12 protein-coding genes are annotated in these 14,363 nt (G+C 60.4%); 2 read left to right on the forward strand and 10 right to left on the reverse strand.

Features of this window, described 5'->3' with window-relative positions:
* The first annotated feature begins 76 nt into the window (after nt 1-76).
* Entirely contained in the window at nt 77-1,429 is a 1,353-nt protein-coding gene (gene gorA / locus N1689_RS16320) for a glutathione-disulfide reductase (RefSeq protein ID WP_161734104.1), read from the forward strand.
* Nucleotides 1,430-1,538: 109 nt separating this feature from the next.
* On the opposite strand, the gene N1689_RS16325 is transcribed toward gorA, so the two are convergent.
* The 4 genes from N1689_RS16325 to N1689_RS16340 all read right to left on the reverse strand — a co-directional run bounded on the left by N1689_RS16325 (nt 1,539) and on the right by N1689_RS16340 (nt 5,581).
* Complete coding sequence (locus tag N1689_RS16325) at nt 1,539-2,435, reverse strand: alpha/beta hydrolase (RefSeq protein WP_161734102.1); 897 nt, start codon at nt 2,433-2,435, stop codon at nt 1,539-1,541.
* 168 nt (nt 2,436-2,603) lie between these two features.
* Nucleotides 2,604-2,948 (reverse strand): hypothetical protein, encoded by a 345-nt coding sequence (locus N1689_RS16330; RefSeq protein WP_033784234.1) that lies wholly within the window; start codon nt 2,946-2,948, stop codon nt 2,604-2,606.
* A 22-nt stretch (nt 2,949-2,970) separates the two neighbouring features.
* Nucleotides 2,971-4,317: a sodium:proton antiporter gene (locus tag N1689_RS16335; protein WP_161734100.1), complete on the reverse strand. Its 1,347-nt coding sequence runs from the start codon at nt 4,315-4,317 to the stop codon at nt 2,971-2,973.
* Between the two features lie 61 nt (nt 4,318-4,378).
* A complete protein-coding gene (locus N1689_RS16340; protein ID WP_222924870.1) occupies nt 4,379-5,581 on the reverse strand; it encodes an MFS transporter in 1,203 nt (400 codons plus the stop codon).
* A 93-nt stretch (nt 5,582-5,674) separates the two neighbouring features.
* Between N1689_RS16340 and N1689_RS16345 the strand changes: the two genes are divergently transcribed.
* Entirely contained in the window at nt 5,675-6,643 is a 969-nt protein-coding gene (locus N1689_RS16345) for a LysR family transcriptional regulator (protein ID WP_260059437.1), read from the forward strand.
* A 34-nt stretch (nt 6,644-6,677) separates the two neighbouring features.
* Here N1689_RS16345 and N1689_RS16350 read toward each other — a convergent pair whose 3' ends face one another.
* The 6 genes from N1689_RS16350 to kdpF are packed head-to-tail and all read right to left on the reverse strand — an operon-like array spanning nt 6,678 to nt 14,327.
* Nucleotides 6,678-7,181, reverse strand: a complete 504-nt coding sequence (locus N1689_RS16350) for a TIGR00645 family protein (protein WP_222924868.1) — start codon at nt 7,179-7,181, stop codon at nt 6,678-6,680.
* 54 nt (nt 7,182-7,235) lie between these two features.
* Nucleotides 7,236-9,911, reverse strand: a complete 2,676-nt coding sequence (gene kdpD, locus N1689_RS16355; protein WP_260059438.1) for a two-component system sensor histidine kinase KdpD — start codon at nt 9,909-9,911, stop codon at nt 7,236-7,238.
* Between the two features lie 16 nt (nt 9,912-9,927).
* Complete coding sequence (gene kdpC / locus N1689_RS16360) at nt 9,928-10,494, reverse strand: potassium-transporting ATPase subunit KdpC (RefSeq protein WP_260059439.1); 567 nt, start codon at nt 10,492-10,494, stop codon at nt 9,928-9,930.
* A 10-nt stretch (nt 10,495-10,504) separates the two neighbouring features.
* A complete protein-coding gene (gene kdpB / locus N1689_RS16365; RefSeq protein WP_161734090.1) occupies nt 10,505-12,553 on the reverse strand; it encodes a potassium-transporting ATPase subunit KdpB in 2,049 nt (682 codons plus the stop codon).
* On the reverse strand, nt 12,550-14,238 hold the full coding sequence (gene kdpA / locus N1689_RS16370; RefSeq protein ID WP_161734088.1) for a potassium-transporting ATPase subunit KdpA: 1,689 nt from the start codon (nt 14,236-14,238) through the stop codon (nt 12,550-12,552). Before kdpA ends, kdpB begins: the two co-directional genes overlap by 4 nt.
* Nucleotides 14,238-14,327, reverse strand: a complete 90-nt coding sequence (gene kdpF / locus N1689_RS16375; RefSeq protein ID WP_010253443.1) for a K(+)-transporting ATPase subunit F — start codon at nt 14,325-14,327, stop codon at nt 14,238-14,240. The genes kdpA and kdpF overlap by 1 nt, the downstream gene beginning before the upstream one ends.
* Between the last annotated feature and the right edge of the window lie 36 nt (nt 14,328-14,363).

Consider the following 14,363-nt stretch of genomic DNA (forward strand, 5'->3'; position numbering starts at 1 on the left):
GCGCAAACTTTGCGTCATTTCGACCCGCAGCGTTACACTCAACCCCAATTTTTTATGCAACCGGATGGATACTTCAATGACCCGACATTTCGACTATCTCGCCATTGGCGGCGGCAGCGGCGGCATCGCCTCGATTAACCGTGCGGCTATGTATGGCCAGAAATGCGCCCTGATTGAAGCAAAAGAGCTGGGTGGCACCTGCGTGAACGTAGGTTGCGTGCCGAAAAAAATCATGTGGCACGCCGCGCAAATCGCCGAAGCTATCCACCTCTACGGGCCGGATTATGGCTTCGACACCACCGTCAATCGCTTCGACTGGGCCACGCTGGTCAAAAACCGCAGCGCCTATATCGATCGCATCCACAGCTCTTATGACAACGTGCTGGGTAAAAACAAAGTAGAAGTGATCAAAGGCTTTGCCCGCTTTGTCGATGCGCACAGCGTTGAGGTCAACGGCGAGATTATTACGGCTAACCACATTCTGATCGCCACTGGCGGTCGCCCGGTTCATCCTTCTATTCCGGGTGCGGAGTACGGCATCGATTCTGACGGCTTTTTCGAGCTGGACGCGCTGCCTAAACGCACCGCGGTTGTCGGCGCGGGCTACATCGCGGTCGAACTGGCGGGCGTGGTGAATGCGCTGGGATCGGAAACCCACCTGTTCGTGCGTAAACACGCGCCGCTGCGCAGCTTCGACCCGCTGCTCACCGAGACGCTGGTCGAAGTGATGAACACTGAAGGCCCGGCGCTGCACACCGAAGCCATTCCTAAGGCTGTGATCAAAAACAGCGATGGCAGCCTGACGCTGCAGCTGGAAAATGGCAGCGACTATACTGTGGATTGCCTTGTCTGGGCGATTGGCCGTGAGCCTGAAACGGACAACCTCAATATTCAGGCTGCGGGCGTGGCGCTGAACGATAAAGGCTATATCAGCGTCGATAAATTCCAGAACACCAATGTGTCAGGCGTCTACGCTGTGGGCGACAACACCGGTGCGGTTGAGCTGACGCCGGTTGCGGTGGCCGCGGGCCGTCGTCTCTCTGAGCGTCTGTTTAACAACAAGCCGGACGAGCATCTGGATTACAGCAACGTGCCGACCGTGGTGTTCAGCCATCCGCCGATTGGCACCGTAGGATTGACCGAGCCGCAGGCGCGCGAACAGTATGGTGATGACCAGGTGAAGGTTTATAAATCGTCGTTTACCGCGATGTACACCGCGGTCACCCAGCATCGTCAGCCGTGCCGCATGAAGCTGGTCTGTGTGGGTGCCGATGAGAAGATCGTCGGCATTCACGGCATCGGATTCGGTATGGATGAGATGCTGCAGGGCTTCGCCGTGGCGCTGAAAATGGGCGCGACCAAGAAAGACTTCGATAACACCGTGGCGATCCACCCGACCGCAGCGGAAGAGTTTGTGACGATGCGTTAACCCGCACCGGGCTTCGGAAACAAAACAGGCGACTTAAGGTCGCCTGTTTTTTTATACCGCATTCACATCCGCTTTCTGACTGTGCAGTGCAGAACCGCGTCAGTGCAACTTAGCTTACGCGATCCAGCCAGCGTACATACGCCTGATCCCACAACGCCGCAGGCGTTCCCGCTTTACCAAGACCGAATCCATGTCCGCCTTTGCTGATCTGAATCAGCTCAACCGGCACGCGGTTACGGCGACAGGTGTCGCGCATCAGTTCGGTGTTAAACGGATTGGAGGTGTGATCGTCCTCGGCCTGCGCCAGAAACGTCGGCGGATATTGCCGGGTCACGAAGTTCTGCACTGACCAGTTCGCCTCATCCTGCGGCGTGGCATTTTTGCCGACCATCATCAGATGCGTGTTGGTGTGCTGATAAGGCGCTTCCAGGGTGATGACCGGATAGATCAGGCCGACGCTATCGACTTTCGGCACCACTTCATCCAGCGGATCGATGGCCGGATAAGATTCAAAGTCTGGCCGCGCCGCCGCCAGCCCCAGCAGATGTCCGCCTGCCGAGAAGCCCAGCACATGCACCTTACGCTCAAAAGAGCGCACCAGCCGGATGGCGCGCTGCGCATCCTGCAAGGGGGCCAGCCGCCCCGCCTGCCACTTCTCATGCGGTAACCGGTAGCTGAGCACATAAGCGGTATAGCCACTGGCGTTCAGCCAGCGCGCCACCGGCCAGGCTTCACGTCCCATGCCGATCCAGCGATAACCGCCGCCAGCGGCGATTAATACCGCTTCGCCATTGGGATTTTCCGGTTTAAAGCGCTGAATCGCCGGGCTGACGATATTTGACCAGGAACCGCTGCTGTTAATATGCAACTGGCCGGATGGGCCGCCGCCGCCGGGCGGATCGTCCGGCCAGAGGGGAATAATGTCATCACGGGCAAATAATTTGCCGGTGGTCATGGAGAGCCCGAGCGCTCCCGTGCCGAGAATAAAGCGTCGACGCGTAATCATAATGCCTGTTGTGTGATGCCAGAGTAATGAGCAAGCCATTGCGGCAGGCTACCGAAGAATGAACAGATGCAAGTCTGGTGCCATGGATGGCGATTATGTACGCAATGGCCCCTGAAAAGCCATAAAAAAACGCGCCCGTCAGGCGCGTTATTATCTTATCCGGCGGGCTTAATCTTCCTGCTGGAATTGTGCCATCACGGCCTGTTCACACTGCTGTTCGTTGACGCGCAGTTTGGCCCGCTCATCGTCGCCAAGTTGCAGCCAGGCACTGGCCACTTCACGCGCAGACTCTTCATCAAATTCCGGCTGATTCATCGCCGATGGTGACTGGCCGCCCGCCACGGTCGATTTCATTTGCTCGACATAGTGATCCGCCGTGGCGACTTTTTTCTCACCGCTGACAATGTGGCACAACTGGCTGGCATAGACATTCTGTTCAGTATCAGCGTCATCCGCTGCCAGCGCGCTGCCGGAGGCAAGGAGGCTTAGCAGCACTATCTGAGTCACTTTCATTTTTAACTCCTGTTCGTTCGGGTTAAACCTTGCGCTGAAGGGCTTCGAGGCGCTTCTGACGCCAGTTCAGCAGCGGCGTCACCGTGGTGCCGTGAACCACCACGCTGCAGACCACCAGCGTTAACGCTATATTCGTCATAATTTCCATCTGCGGGCCTTGCATACCGTGCGTCCAGGCATAGGCGATGTAGTTCAGGCTACCAATCCCCCGGATGCCCAGCCAGCCGATCAGCAGGCGCTGCCCCAGCGGCAGTCCGGCGCGCAGCGTCACCAGCCAGACGGCCAGCGGTCGTACTACGGCAAACAGCACCAGGCCAATCAGCACGCCGTAGATGTTCCAGTGCTGCGCCAGTGTGACGCCCAGCACCACCATCATGCCAGCCGCCAGTAAACGTTCAATAGTATCGCCAAAAGAGAGCGCGTCGCCTACTACAAACCCAATCGACTTCACCATATTGTTGTTGCCCTGATGCGCCAGGCGTATGTTGGGATTCACCAGCGCCTCAGAGGGCAACACGCGCTCATCGTCAGAGAGATCGTCCGGCTGATGGCGACGGAACACGCCCAGCTCGGCGCGGCGTAATCCCAGTCCTGCGGCAAAGGCGGCCAGGAAACCGGAGGCGCCCAGCCCTTCTACCAGTGAATAACTGAGGGCTATCAGCGCCAGCGCCAGAAAATCATTGGGTGCGACGTCGCCATTGGCATTGCGCAGTCGGGTCGCCAGCAGGCCGATCAACTGCCCTAGCACATAACCAATAGTCAAACCGCCGCCAATCGCCCAGAGCACCTCGACCGCCCCCCAGTGGGCCAGCATCGCACCATTCAGGCTCTCGCCATTGAACAGCAGCAGCGCCAGTATCAGCAGCGGCAGCGCGGAGCCATCGTTCATGCCCGCTTCGCTGGAGATCGCCACGCGCAGCGAATCATCATCCTGCGCATCGTTGACCGAGATTAAGCTCGCCAGCACCGGATCGGTCGGCGCCACTATCGCACCAAATGCCAGCGCAATCGGCCAGTCTAATCCCACCAGGAAATGCGCCAGCAGGGTCATCGCGGCGACGGTGAACAGCATGGCAGGAAACGCCAGTTTCAGCCCGGTTTGCCAGCAGTTATTCTGCAGTGGCAGACGCAGCTTAAGTCCGGTGATAAACAGCGAGGCCGCCATGGTGATTTCGGTGATATGGGCCACCGCTTCGGAATGGGTCACGATATCGACGTGGATGAGGTCAAATCCCCAGGGGCCGCAGAGAATGCCCGCAATCAGAAACAGACCAAATGAGGTAACTGGCCCCCGGTGAATCCAACCGGCAGCCAGCGACATCAGCAGCAAGAGGCCGCCCGTCGCTGCTGTCCAGGCTAAAAAGTTCATAACACTCCAGAATATTTCGGGTTTATGAATAAGCCTGGCACATTTTTTGACGGGCGCGATGTCAGTTTTTCAGGTGACGACTGGCGAAGCGAACCGCCAGCGCGGCGGCACCGGCCAGGGTGGCGAGCGCAACCACGCCATTCCAGCCCCAGTGCGCCAGCGCCAGACTCCCCACTGCCGCACCGGTAGCCATACCGATAAACACCACGGTAAACAGCAGCGCATTCAGGCGGCTGCGCGCTTCGGGTGCCAGGCCATAGACCAGTGTCTGATGCGCCACCAGCGTGGCCTGCACCCCTAAATCAAAGCCGATGGTGCAGAGGACAATCAGCGCCAGCTGCGCGGGCATGGGCAGCAGCGGCAGCAGAAACATCAGTGCAAAAGAGATCGTCACCAGCGCGGCACCGGCCTGCGTAACCCTTGCCGGACCAATGCGGTCAGCGAAACTGCCCGCCAGCGGGGCTGCCATGGCACCTGCTGCACCGGCTAAACCAAAGGCACCGGCCACCGCACTGTCCAGATGAAAGCGGTCGCTGAGCATTAACGCCAGCGTTGACCAGAAGGCGCTGAAGGCGACAGAAAGCAGACCCTGAGCCAGCGCAGCCCGGCGCAGCGTCTGATGGTGACGCCACAGATGCACCAGCGACAGCAACAGGCGCGGATAGCTCACCGAAGAGCCCGGCGCGAAGCGCGGCAACACCCGCCACAGCGTCAGCGTAATCAGCAGCACCGCCAGGGCGGCGATCATATACATGGTGCGCCAGCCGAAATACTCTGCCACCACCCCGCTGACCACCCGCGACAGTAGGATGCCCACCAGCAGCCCGGTCATCACCGTGCCGACTGTTTTACCCCGGCTGCGTTCCGGCGCCAGCGCCGCCGACGCGGGCACAATGTCCTGCGCCACGGTGGCGGTCAGCCCGGTGATAAAACTGGCAACCAGCAGCGCGCTGAGTCCGCCGGAAAAACCACACAGCAACAGCGCCGCGACCAGCAGTAAACCTTTGATAAAGATAATGGTGCGACGATCATGACGATCGCCCAGCGGGGCCAGCAGCAGAATACCCAGCGCATAGCCCGCCTGGGTCAGCATCGGCACCATGCCGACTGCGCCGATACCCGCATTGAACTGCTTACTGATGATATCCAGCATCGGCTGGCTGTAGTAAATCGATGCGACGCTGAGCCCGGCTCCGGCGGCCAGGGTAAACACCAGCGGTGTGGAGAGCGATTCATTTTGCGTCTGAGTCTGTATGGCTGACATGCTGTAATCCTCATCATTTCGTCACATCATTAAAGCGCATCACGGTTATACGCGGTAGACTGACATCAGGCAAAACCGTTATGCGTGGTACGTATGAACAACCCTAACAGCAGCGATCGCATCGACCTGATGCAGACGTTTATCCGTATTGTCGAGAGCGGCAGCTTGTCCGCCGCCGCGGCCCAGCTCGGCACGACACAGCCTACCGTCAGCCGTCGCTTGCAGACCCTGGAGCAGCGGCTGGGCCTCAAGCTGATCCTGCGCACCACCCATGCGCTGAAGCTCACCGATGATGGCGAACGCTGCTACGCCCAGGCACGGCAGCTGCTGGCGACCTGGCATGCGCTGGAAGATGAGCTGACCGGTGCCAGCGATGACCCGGTCGGTACGCTGCGGGTTCGTGCGCCGCACGCCTTTGGTCAGGATCAGCTGATCGCGCCGCTGGTGGACTATCTGCACCGCTATCCCCGTCTCAATATCGAGTGGATGCTGAATGACCGCACGCCCGACTTTATGGCGGAGAACGTGGACTGCGCCATTCAGGTCGGTGCGCCCACCGATCCTTCGGTCGTGGCGATTCTGTTAGCCGAAGTGCCACGCATTGTGGTGGCGGCCCCGCACCTGCTGGCGCAGCATCCGTCGATTGAACAGGTGGAACAGCTGCGCGATTTGCCGTGGCTGGCGCTGACCAGCTTTTACCGTAATGAAGTGGCGTTGCAGAAGATTGACGACGGCCAGCCGGTGAACCTGGCGATTACGCCCCGGCTGAGCAGCGACAGTTTATATGCGGTGCGCAAAGCGGCGCTGGCCGGGATGGGCGCGGCGATTGTCTCCTCGTGGGCGGTACAGGACGATTTAGCGGATGGCAGTCTGGTTCAGCTGATGCCCGCCTGGCAGGCCCCGCCGCTGCCGGTGTGGCTGACTTATCCCTGGGCGAGTTACTACCCGGCCAGGCTGCAACACTTTTTTGCCATGATCAAAGAGGTGATGCCGCAGCTGGCGGGCACACGTCCGGCCTCACAGCCAGCGGGTCGTTCAGGGGGAGCAGAGCGGAAAGGGTAAAGCAGGCGCCCGCCTCAGCGGGCCGCCAGAGAGGTTACTTCGGTTTTTTATCGCTGCGCGACATCTGATCCAGCCAGCCCATCACAAAGGCGGAGAGCACAAAGGTCAGGTGGATAATCACGTACCACATCAGCTTGTCGTTTTCGACGTTGCGCGCTTCCATAAACACCCGCAGCAGGTGGATCGAGGAGATGGCGACAATGGAGGCGGCGACTTTGTTTTTCAGCGAGCCGGAGTCCATCTTGCCCAGCCAGCTCAGCTTCTCTTTATCTTCGTCGATATCGAGCCTGGAGATGAAGTTCTCATAACCCGACAGCATCACCATCACCAGCAGGCCGCCAACCAGCGTCATATCCACCAGCGACAGCAGCAGCAGGATCAGATCGTTTTCCGCAATGCTGAAAATGTTGGGCAGCAGGTGGAAAATTTCCTGGAAAAATTTAATGGTCAGCGCCAGTAATCCCAGCGAAAGTCCAATGTAAACCGGGGCCAGCAACCAGCGCGATGCATACATCAGGTTTTCGGTAAAACGTTCCATACAATCCCACGAATAATCAAACAGGTCCGGGAGTATAACCGATCAACTGTGAAGTTATTTCAGCCCTTCGTCAGAAATTTCAGGGACCGGCGGCAGTGGCAGCGAGAGACGAAATGCCGCGCCCCCTTCGGGTCGGTTTTCGGCCCAGATCTGACCGCCGTGGCTCTCGATAATGGTTTTACAGATTGCCAGACCCAGCCCGACGCCCGGCACCGCCGACTCTTTGTCGCCCCGCCAGAATTTATCGAATATCCGGCTTAAGTCGTCTTCGGCAATGCCCGGTCCGCTATCCCAGACCGCAATCTCCAGTCGTGATGCGGCACGCCAGGCGCGAATGCCGCGTGGTGCGCTGTTACCGGCATACTTCAGGCTGTTCTCAATCAGGTTAGTGAAAACGCGTTCCAGCAGCGTACTATCGCCTTTGATCAGCACGATATCGTCCGGCAGATCGAGCTGAACCTCATGCCCTTTCAGCGACGGTGCCATGCTGCTCAGCGCCCCGCCGATCACCTCTTCCAGCGCCAGCCACTCCTCACGCAGGTTGAGGCCACCCGACTGAATGCGCGCCATATCCAGCATATTGCTCACCAGCCGGATAGTGCTCAGCGTCTGCTCGCGGATCTGGCTGGCCTGCGGCACATATTTTGAGTTGTCGCTGGCCAGATCGAGCATCAGCATTTCCGCCTGCCCAAACAGCACGGTCAGCGGGGTGCGCAGGTCGTGCGACAGCGCCGACAGCAGCGCATTGCGCAGCTGTTCCCGCTCTGCCGAGAGACGGGAGGCTGCCTCGCTGTGCGACAGCGCCATCCGCTCCAGCGCATTGGCAATCAGTACCGTAAAGGTTTCCACCAGCCGCTGCTGTTCGGGGATCATCAACTGACGCAGATTCTGCGGCTCCACCACCAGCAAACCACGGCAGTGCGCGCCACTTTTCAGCGGCAGGATCTGATAGGGCACCGCCGGTAAGGTATCGGTGCCCGCACCCGCAGGCTGGCCTTTGCTGTAACTCCATTTCGCAATCGCACGATCCGGCTCACTGGCCGGTAACGCCTCGCCCACCGGTTGCAGCTCGCCCTGCTCATCCGGCAGCAGCAGCAGGCAGCGCGCCTGTAACGTGGCATCCAGCACACGCTGGCTGGTGGCGGCAATATCCTGCGGCGTCAGCGCGCTGCCCAGCGATTTCGCCATCTCATAGAGCTGGCGCGCCCGCTGTTCGCGGTAGCGCGCCACCCGCGCCTGATAGCGCACCCCGGCCGTGAGATTGCCGACAATGACGCCCACCGCCAGCATCACGCCAAAGGTCACCAGATATTGCAGATCGGAGACCGCCACCGTGCCGGTGGGGGCCACAAAGAAGAGGTCAAAGGCGATGATGTTCATCACCGTAGCGATCACCGACGGCCAGCGGCCATAGCGCAGCGCCACGATCACGACCGCCAGCAGGTAGATCATCACACAGTTGGCGGGATCGAAATTGATCAGCACAGACTGTCCGGCTGCGGTGACGACGATGCAGAGCACCAGCGCCATCATCACGCCACGCAGCTGAATGCGCCATTTTTCACTGGTGACGCGGCCATCCGGCAGCGGATGCGGCGCATCCTTCAGCGGCTCATCCAGTGCGACGACCAGCAGGTCGAGATCGGGGCCAAGCTGACCCAGACGTTCGGCAAAACTGTCACGCCGCCAGCGCCGCTGCGGGCGACGGCCAGTGACGATTTTACCCAGGTTGTGTTCGCGGGCGTAGCCCAGCACCGCTTCCGCTTCATCCGGTTCCGAGAGCGTGGCGGTTTCTGCGCCCAGCTCCTGCGCCAGCTGTAAGGTACGCAGAATCGCCCGTCGCCGCGCTTCCGGCAGCCGGTTAAGCCGCGGCGTTTCGACATAGACCGCGTGCCATTCACTGCCGAGCCGTGCTGCCAGCCGGGCGGCGGTGCGCACCAGCTTTTCACTGCCGCTGTCGTCACCAATACAGAGCAGAATGGCATCGCGGGTGTGCCAGACGCGATCCCGTCCCTGCTGATCGCGCCAGGCGCGCATCTGGTCATCCACCCGATCGGCGGTGCGACGCAGGGCCAGCTCACGCAGGGCGAACAGGTTACCTTTGCGGAAAAAGTTTTCGATGGCGCGTTCTGCGCGGTCACCAATGTAGACTTTGCCCTCTTTCAGCCGCTGCCGCAGATCGTCGGGCGGCAGATCGACCAGCACCACTTCATTGGCGCTGTCGAAAAAGGGATCAGGCACGGTTTCGCGCACCTGAATGCCGGTGACGCCGCCGACCACATCATTGAGGCTCTCAAGATGCTGCACGTTGACGGTGGTGAGCACGTCGATGCCCGCTTCCAACAGCTCCTCGATATCCTGCCAGCGCTTGGGATGGCGTGAGCCCTGCACGTTGGTATGCGCCAGCTCATCCATCAGGATCACCGCCGGATGGCGGGCCAGCGCAGCATCAAGATCAAACTCCGCATGACGCGAGCGGCCGGTTGCGCGCCGCGGCAGCAGGGTTAAGCCTGTCAGCAGCTGCGCGGTTTCCGGCCGGTCGTGGGTCTCTACCACGCCGATCAGCACATCCAGACCCTGCGCACGCAGCCGCTGTGCCTCCTGCAGCATGGCGTAGGTTTTGCCCACGCCCGCACAGGCACCAAAGTAAATCTTCAGCTGTCCGCGATGACTCTCGCGGTTAGCCTGCAGCAGCGCGTCGGGATCGGGACGCTGGGGTTCGTGGTTCATCGCTTCCTTTACACCATTACAGTTCGTTGAGCGCTATATTCAGCTGCAACACATTGAGGGTCGGTATGCCGAGGAAGGGCAGCAGCGGACGATGCGTCATCTTTTCAATCAGCGCCTCGACCTGTGCCACCGGCACCTTGCGGCTGGCAGCGACACGCGGAGCCTGCCACAGTGCAGCCTGAGGCGAAATATCCGGGTCCAGCCCGCTGGCGGAAGCAGTCACCAGCTCAACCGGCACGGCGGCCGCTGCCTGGGGATTGGCGGCCCGCAGTACAGCGATGCGGTCGGCCACCGCTTTATCCAGCGCCGGGTTGCTGGCGGCCAGATTACTGCCGCCCGAGGCCAGCGGATTATAGGCTTTATCACTGGTGGCTGAAGGACGCCCCCAGAAATAGCCGGGCTGGGTAAAGTTCTGCCCAATCAGCGCAGATCCGTGCGCCACGCCCTCCTCCTCCAGCAGCGAGCCATTGGCCTGGGCCGGAAAAAGCCATTGCGCCAGCCCGGTGGTGAGGAAAGGATAAACCACGCCGGTCACAAGCGTAAGCAACAACAACAGTAAAATTGCCGGACGTAACTGACTCATTTTTTTCTCCTCAGGCCATGCCTGAAAGCACTAACAGCAGATCGATCGCTTTGATGCCGACAAACGGCACCAGCAGGCCACCCAGACCGTAAATCAGCAGGTTGCGGCGCAGCAGCGCAGCAGCACTCAGCGGACGGTAGCTGACGCCTTTCAGGGCCAGCGGGATCAGGAAGATAATCACCAGGGCGTTAAAGATCACCGCCGACAGAATCGCGCTGGCGGGCGAGTGCAGCTGCATCACGTTCAGCATGTTGAGCTGCGGATAGGTGGCCGCAAACGCCGCCGGAATGATGGCGAAATATTTCGCCACGTCGTTGGCGATACTGAAGGTGGTCAGGGAACCGCGCGTCATCAGCATCTGTTTACCGATGTGCACCACTTCCAGCAGCTTGGTCGGGTTCGAGTCGAGATCGACCATGTTGCCCGCCTCTTTCGCCGCCTGGGTACCGGAGTTCATCGCCACCGCCACATCCGCCTGCGCCAGGGCAGGCGCATCGTTGGTGCCGTCGCCGGTCATCGCCACTAACCGTCCTTCTGCCTGATACTGGCGGATCAGCGCCAGTTTGGCTTCCGGCGTCGCCTCTGACAGGAAGTCATCCACGCCCGCTTCCGCCGCAATGGCCGCGGCGGTCAGCGGGTTATCGCCGGTGATCATCACCGTTTTAATGCCCATTTTGCGCAGTTCGGCAAAGCGTTCTTTGATGCCGCCCTTCACGATATCTTTCAGCGCCACCACGCCCAGCACGTTCGCGCCCTCTGACACCACCAGTGGCGTGCCGCCACTGCGTGCCACCTCTTCCACCTGCGCATTGACCTCGGCAGGGAAACGGCCATGGTTCGCTTCAATATGACGACGTACCGCATCGACCGCACCCTTGCGGATCAACCGGTCCTGCACGTTTACGCCACTCATGCGGGTCTGGGCTGAGAACGGAATAAAGCTGGCGCCCATGCTGCTGAGATCGCGTTCACGCAGATTAAAGCGCTGCTTCGCCAGCACCACGATGCTGCGGCCTTCAGGTGTCTCATCGGCCAGCGAGGCGAGCTGCGCGGCGTCGGCCAGTTGCTCTTCGCTGACGCCCGGCGCGGGCAGGAACTGGGTCGCCTGACGGTTACCCAGCGTGATGGTGCCGGTTTTGTCCAGCATCAGCACATCCACATCGCCTGCGGCTTCCACCGCACGTCCGCTGGTCGCAATGACGTTCGCACCCAGCATACGGCTCATCCCCGCCACCCCAATCGCCGACAACAGCCCGCCGATAGTGGTGGGGATCAGACAGACCAGCAGCGCCACCAGTACGGTGATGCTGACCGGCTTGCCGCCCCAGGCCGAGAACGGCCAGAGCGTGACGGTCGCCAGCAGGAACACGATAGTCAGCGACACCAGCAGGATGGTCAGGGCAATCTCATTCGGGGTTTTGCGACGTTTCGCACCTTCCACCATGGCGATCATCCGGTCAAGGAAGGTTTCACCCGGGTTGGCGCTACAGGTAATGACCAGCCAGTCAGAGAGAATACGCGTACCGCCCGTGACGGAGGCGAAGTCACCGCCTGACTCACGGATCACCGGTGCAGATTCACCGGTAATGGCGCTCTCATCCACGGAGGCACCACCCTCTATCACTTCACCGTCGCAGGGAATAATGTCGCCCGCTTCGACCAGCACCGCGTCGCCTTTGCGCAGCGCATCGGCACTGACCTGCTGCCACTCCGCGCCATAACGCGCCGCTGACAGTTTTTTGGCAAAGCTGGTCTTTTTCACTCCTTTCAGGCTGCTCGCCTGGGCTTTACTGCGCCCTTCAGCCAGCGCCTCCGCCAGGTTGGCGAACAGCACGGTGAACCAGAGCCAGAGCGCAATCGCGCCGGTAAAACTGGCGCTGCCGCTGATGCGGCCAGACAGCATGGCCAGCGCCAGTAGCGTAGTCAGCACGCTGCCGAGCCAGACCACAAACATCACCGGGTTACGGAACTGTACCCGGGGATCGAGCTTTTTCACCGCATCCCAGGCCGAGGTACGCAGCAGCGCTGCGTCAAATAATGCCTGTTGTTGACGACTCATGAGGATTGTCCCTGAACAAGTTGCAGATGCTCAGCCACCGGGCCCAGCGCCAGAGCAGGAATAAAGGTCAGTGCACCCACCAGCAGCACCGTGCCAATCAGCAGTCCGATAAACAGCGGACCGTGGGTTGGCAGCGTGCCGTTACCCACCGGCTGCACTTTTTTCACCGCCATCGCACCGGCAATCGCCATCACCGGAATGATGATGCCGAAGCGGCCCAGCAGCATGCAGACCGCCAGTAACAGGTTCCAGAACGGCGTGTTAGCACTCAGTCCGGCAAAGGCGCTGCCGTTGTTGTTGGCCGCCGAGGAGACGGCGTAGAGCACTTCGCTGAAGCCATGAATGCCGGGGTTCGCCATTGCACTGCGGCCAGCGTCGGTCATCATCGCCAGCGCGGTGCCGATCAGCACCAGCGCCGGGGTGACCAGAATCGCCAGCGCGGTCATCTTCATCTCCCAGACGTCGATTTTTTTGCCCAGGAATTCCGGGGTACGACCGATCATCAGCCCGGCGATAAACACCGCCAGCAGCACAAACAGCAGCATGCCGTAGAGACCGGCACCGACGCCGCCAAACACCACTTCGCCCAGCTGCATCAGCCACATCGGCACCATGCCACCCAGCGCAGTAAAGGAGTCGTGCATGGCATTCACCGCACCGCAGGAGGCCGCGGTGGTAATGACCGCGAACAGGCTGCTGTTAAGAATGCCAAAGCGCGTCTCTTTGCCTTCCATGTTGACGGCGCTGTCGGCCCCCAGCTGGAGGAAATGCGGGTTGCCCTGCAGTTCGGCCCACATGACGACCGATACCGCCGCGACAAACATCAGCGTCATCGCCCACAGCAGCATGTGGCCCTGACGACGGTCACGCACACTTTCGCCAAAGGCGAAGCAGAGCGCCGCCGGGATCAGAAAGATGCTCAGCATCTGCACCAGGTTGGTCAGCACCGTCGGGTTTTCAAATGGATGGGAGGAGTTGGCGTTAAAGAAGCCGCCACCGTTGGTGCCCAGCATTTTGATCGCTTCCTGCGACGCCACCGGCCCCATCGACAGTGTCTGCTGCACGCCTTCCAGCGTGGTGAAGCTGTGATAAGGTGCGAAGTTCTGGATGCTGCCCTGACTGACAAAGAACAGCGCCACCAGCAGGCTGATCGGCAGTAAGACATAGAGCGTGATGCGCGTCAGGTCGCGCCAGGCGTTACCCAGGGTCGCAGCGCTGCGGTTAGCGAAGCCACGGATCAGCGCAAACGCCACGGCGATCCCGGTTGCGGCTGAGAGGAAGTTCTGCACCGTCAGGCCCACCATCTGACTGAAATAGCTCAGGGTGCTTTCGCCGCTGTAGGATTGCCAGTTGGTGTTGGTGACGAAGCTCACGGCGGTGTTCAGCGCCAGATGCCAGCTCAGGCCAGGCAGCTGCTGCGGATTCAGCGGCAGCGCGCCCTGCATCAGCAATATTGCCAGCAGCACCACGAAACCCAGCGCATTAAACAGCAGAATCGCCAGCAGGTAGTGCGGCCAGCGCATCTCCGATTGCTGCGCGCCCAGCAGTCGCCACAGCGGCGCTTCCAGCCGGGCAAACACCGGCTTGTCGGCCACTAACGCGGCCAGGCCCCGGCCAAGCGGCTGCGCCAGCACCATCAGCAGCACCAGATAAAATGCGATGAGTAAAAAAGCATTGGCCGCCATCAGAAAGCCTCCGCATTTAACAGGGCATAGATCAGATAGCCCAGTAACAACACCACCAGCACAATGCCGGTTATTACGCCCACGCTCACAGGAACCTCCAGAGGATTGGATTTATGGCGTAGCTT

The sequence above is a fragment of the Pantoea sp. XY16 genome (assembly GCF_025153065.1).
Classification (GTDB): Bacteria; Pseudomonadota; Gammaproteobacteria; order Enterobacterales; family Enterobacteriaceae; genus Pantoea; species Pantoea alfalfae.

What these genes read in the sequence shown, in the direction of transcription:
- gorA (WP_161734104.1), top strand. Translation starts at nt 77, where the DNA reads ATGACCCGACATTTCGACTATCTCGCCATTGGCGGCGGCAGCGGCGGC.
- N1689_RS16325 (WP_161734102.1), bottom strand. Translation starts at nt 2,435, where the DNA reads ATGATTACGCGTCGACGCTTTATTCTCGGCACGGGAGCGCTCGGGCTC.
- N1689_RS16330 (WP_033784234.1), bottom strand. Translation starts at nt 2,948, where the DNA reads ATGAAAGTGACTCAGATAGTGCTGCTAAGCCTCCTTGCCTCCGGCAGC.
- N1689_RS16335 (WP_161734100.1), bottom strand. Translation starts at nt 4,317, where the DNA reads ATGAACTTTTTAGCCTGGACAGCAGCGACGGGCGGCCTCTTGCTGCTG.
- N1689_RS16340 (WP_222924870.1), bottom strand. Translation starts at nt 5,581, where the DNA reads ATGTCAGCCATACAGACTCAGACGCAAAATGAATCGCTCTCCACACCG.
- N1689_RS16345 (WP_260059437.1), top strand. Translation starts at nt 5,675, where the DNA reads ATGAACAACCCTAACAGCAGCGATCGCATCGACCTGATGCAGACGTTT.
- N1689_RS16350 (WP_222924868.1), bottom strand. Translation starts at nt 7,181, where the DNA reads ATGGAACGTTTTACCGAAAACCTGATGTATGCATCGCGCTGGTTGCTG.
- kdpD (WP_260059438.1), bottom strand. Translation starts at nt 9,911, where the DNA reads ATGAACCACGAACCCCAGCGTCCCGATCCCGACGCGCTGCTGCAGGCT.
- kdpC (WP_260059439.1), bottom strand. Translation starts at nt 10,494, where the DNA reads ATGAGTCAGTTACGTCCGGCAATTTTACTGTTGTTGTTGCTTACGCTT.
- kdpB (WP_161734090.1), bottom strand. Translation starts at nt 12,553, where the DNA reads ATGAGTCGTCAACAACAGGCATTATTTGACGCAGCGCTGCTGCGTACC.
- kdpA (WP_161734088.1), bottom strand. Translation starts at nt 14,238, where the DNA reads ATGGCGGCCAATGCTTTTTTACTCATCGCATTTTATCTGGTGCTGCTG.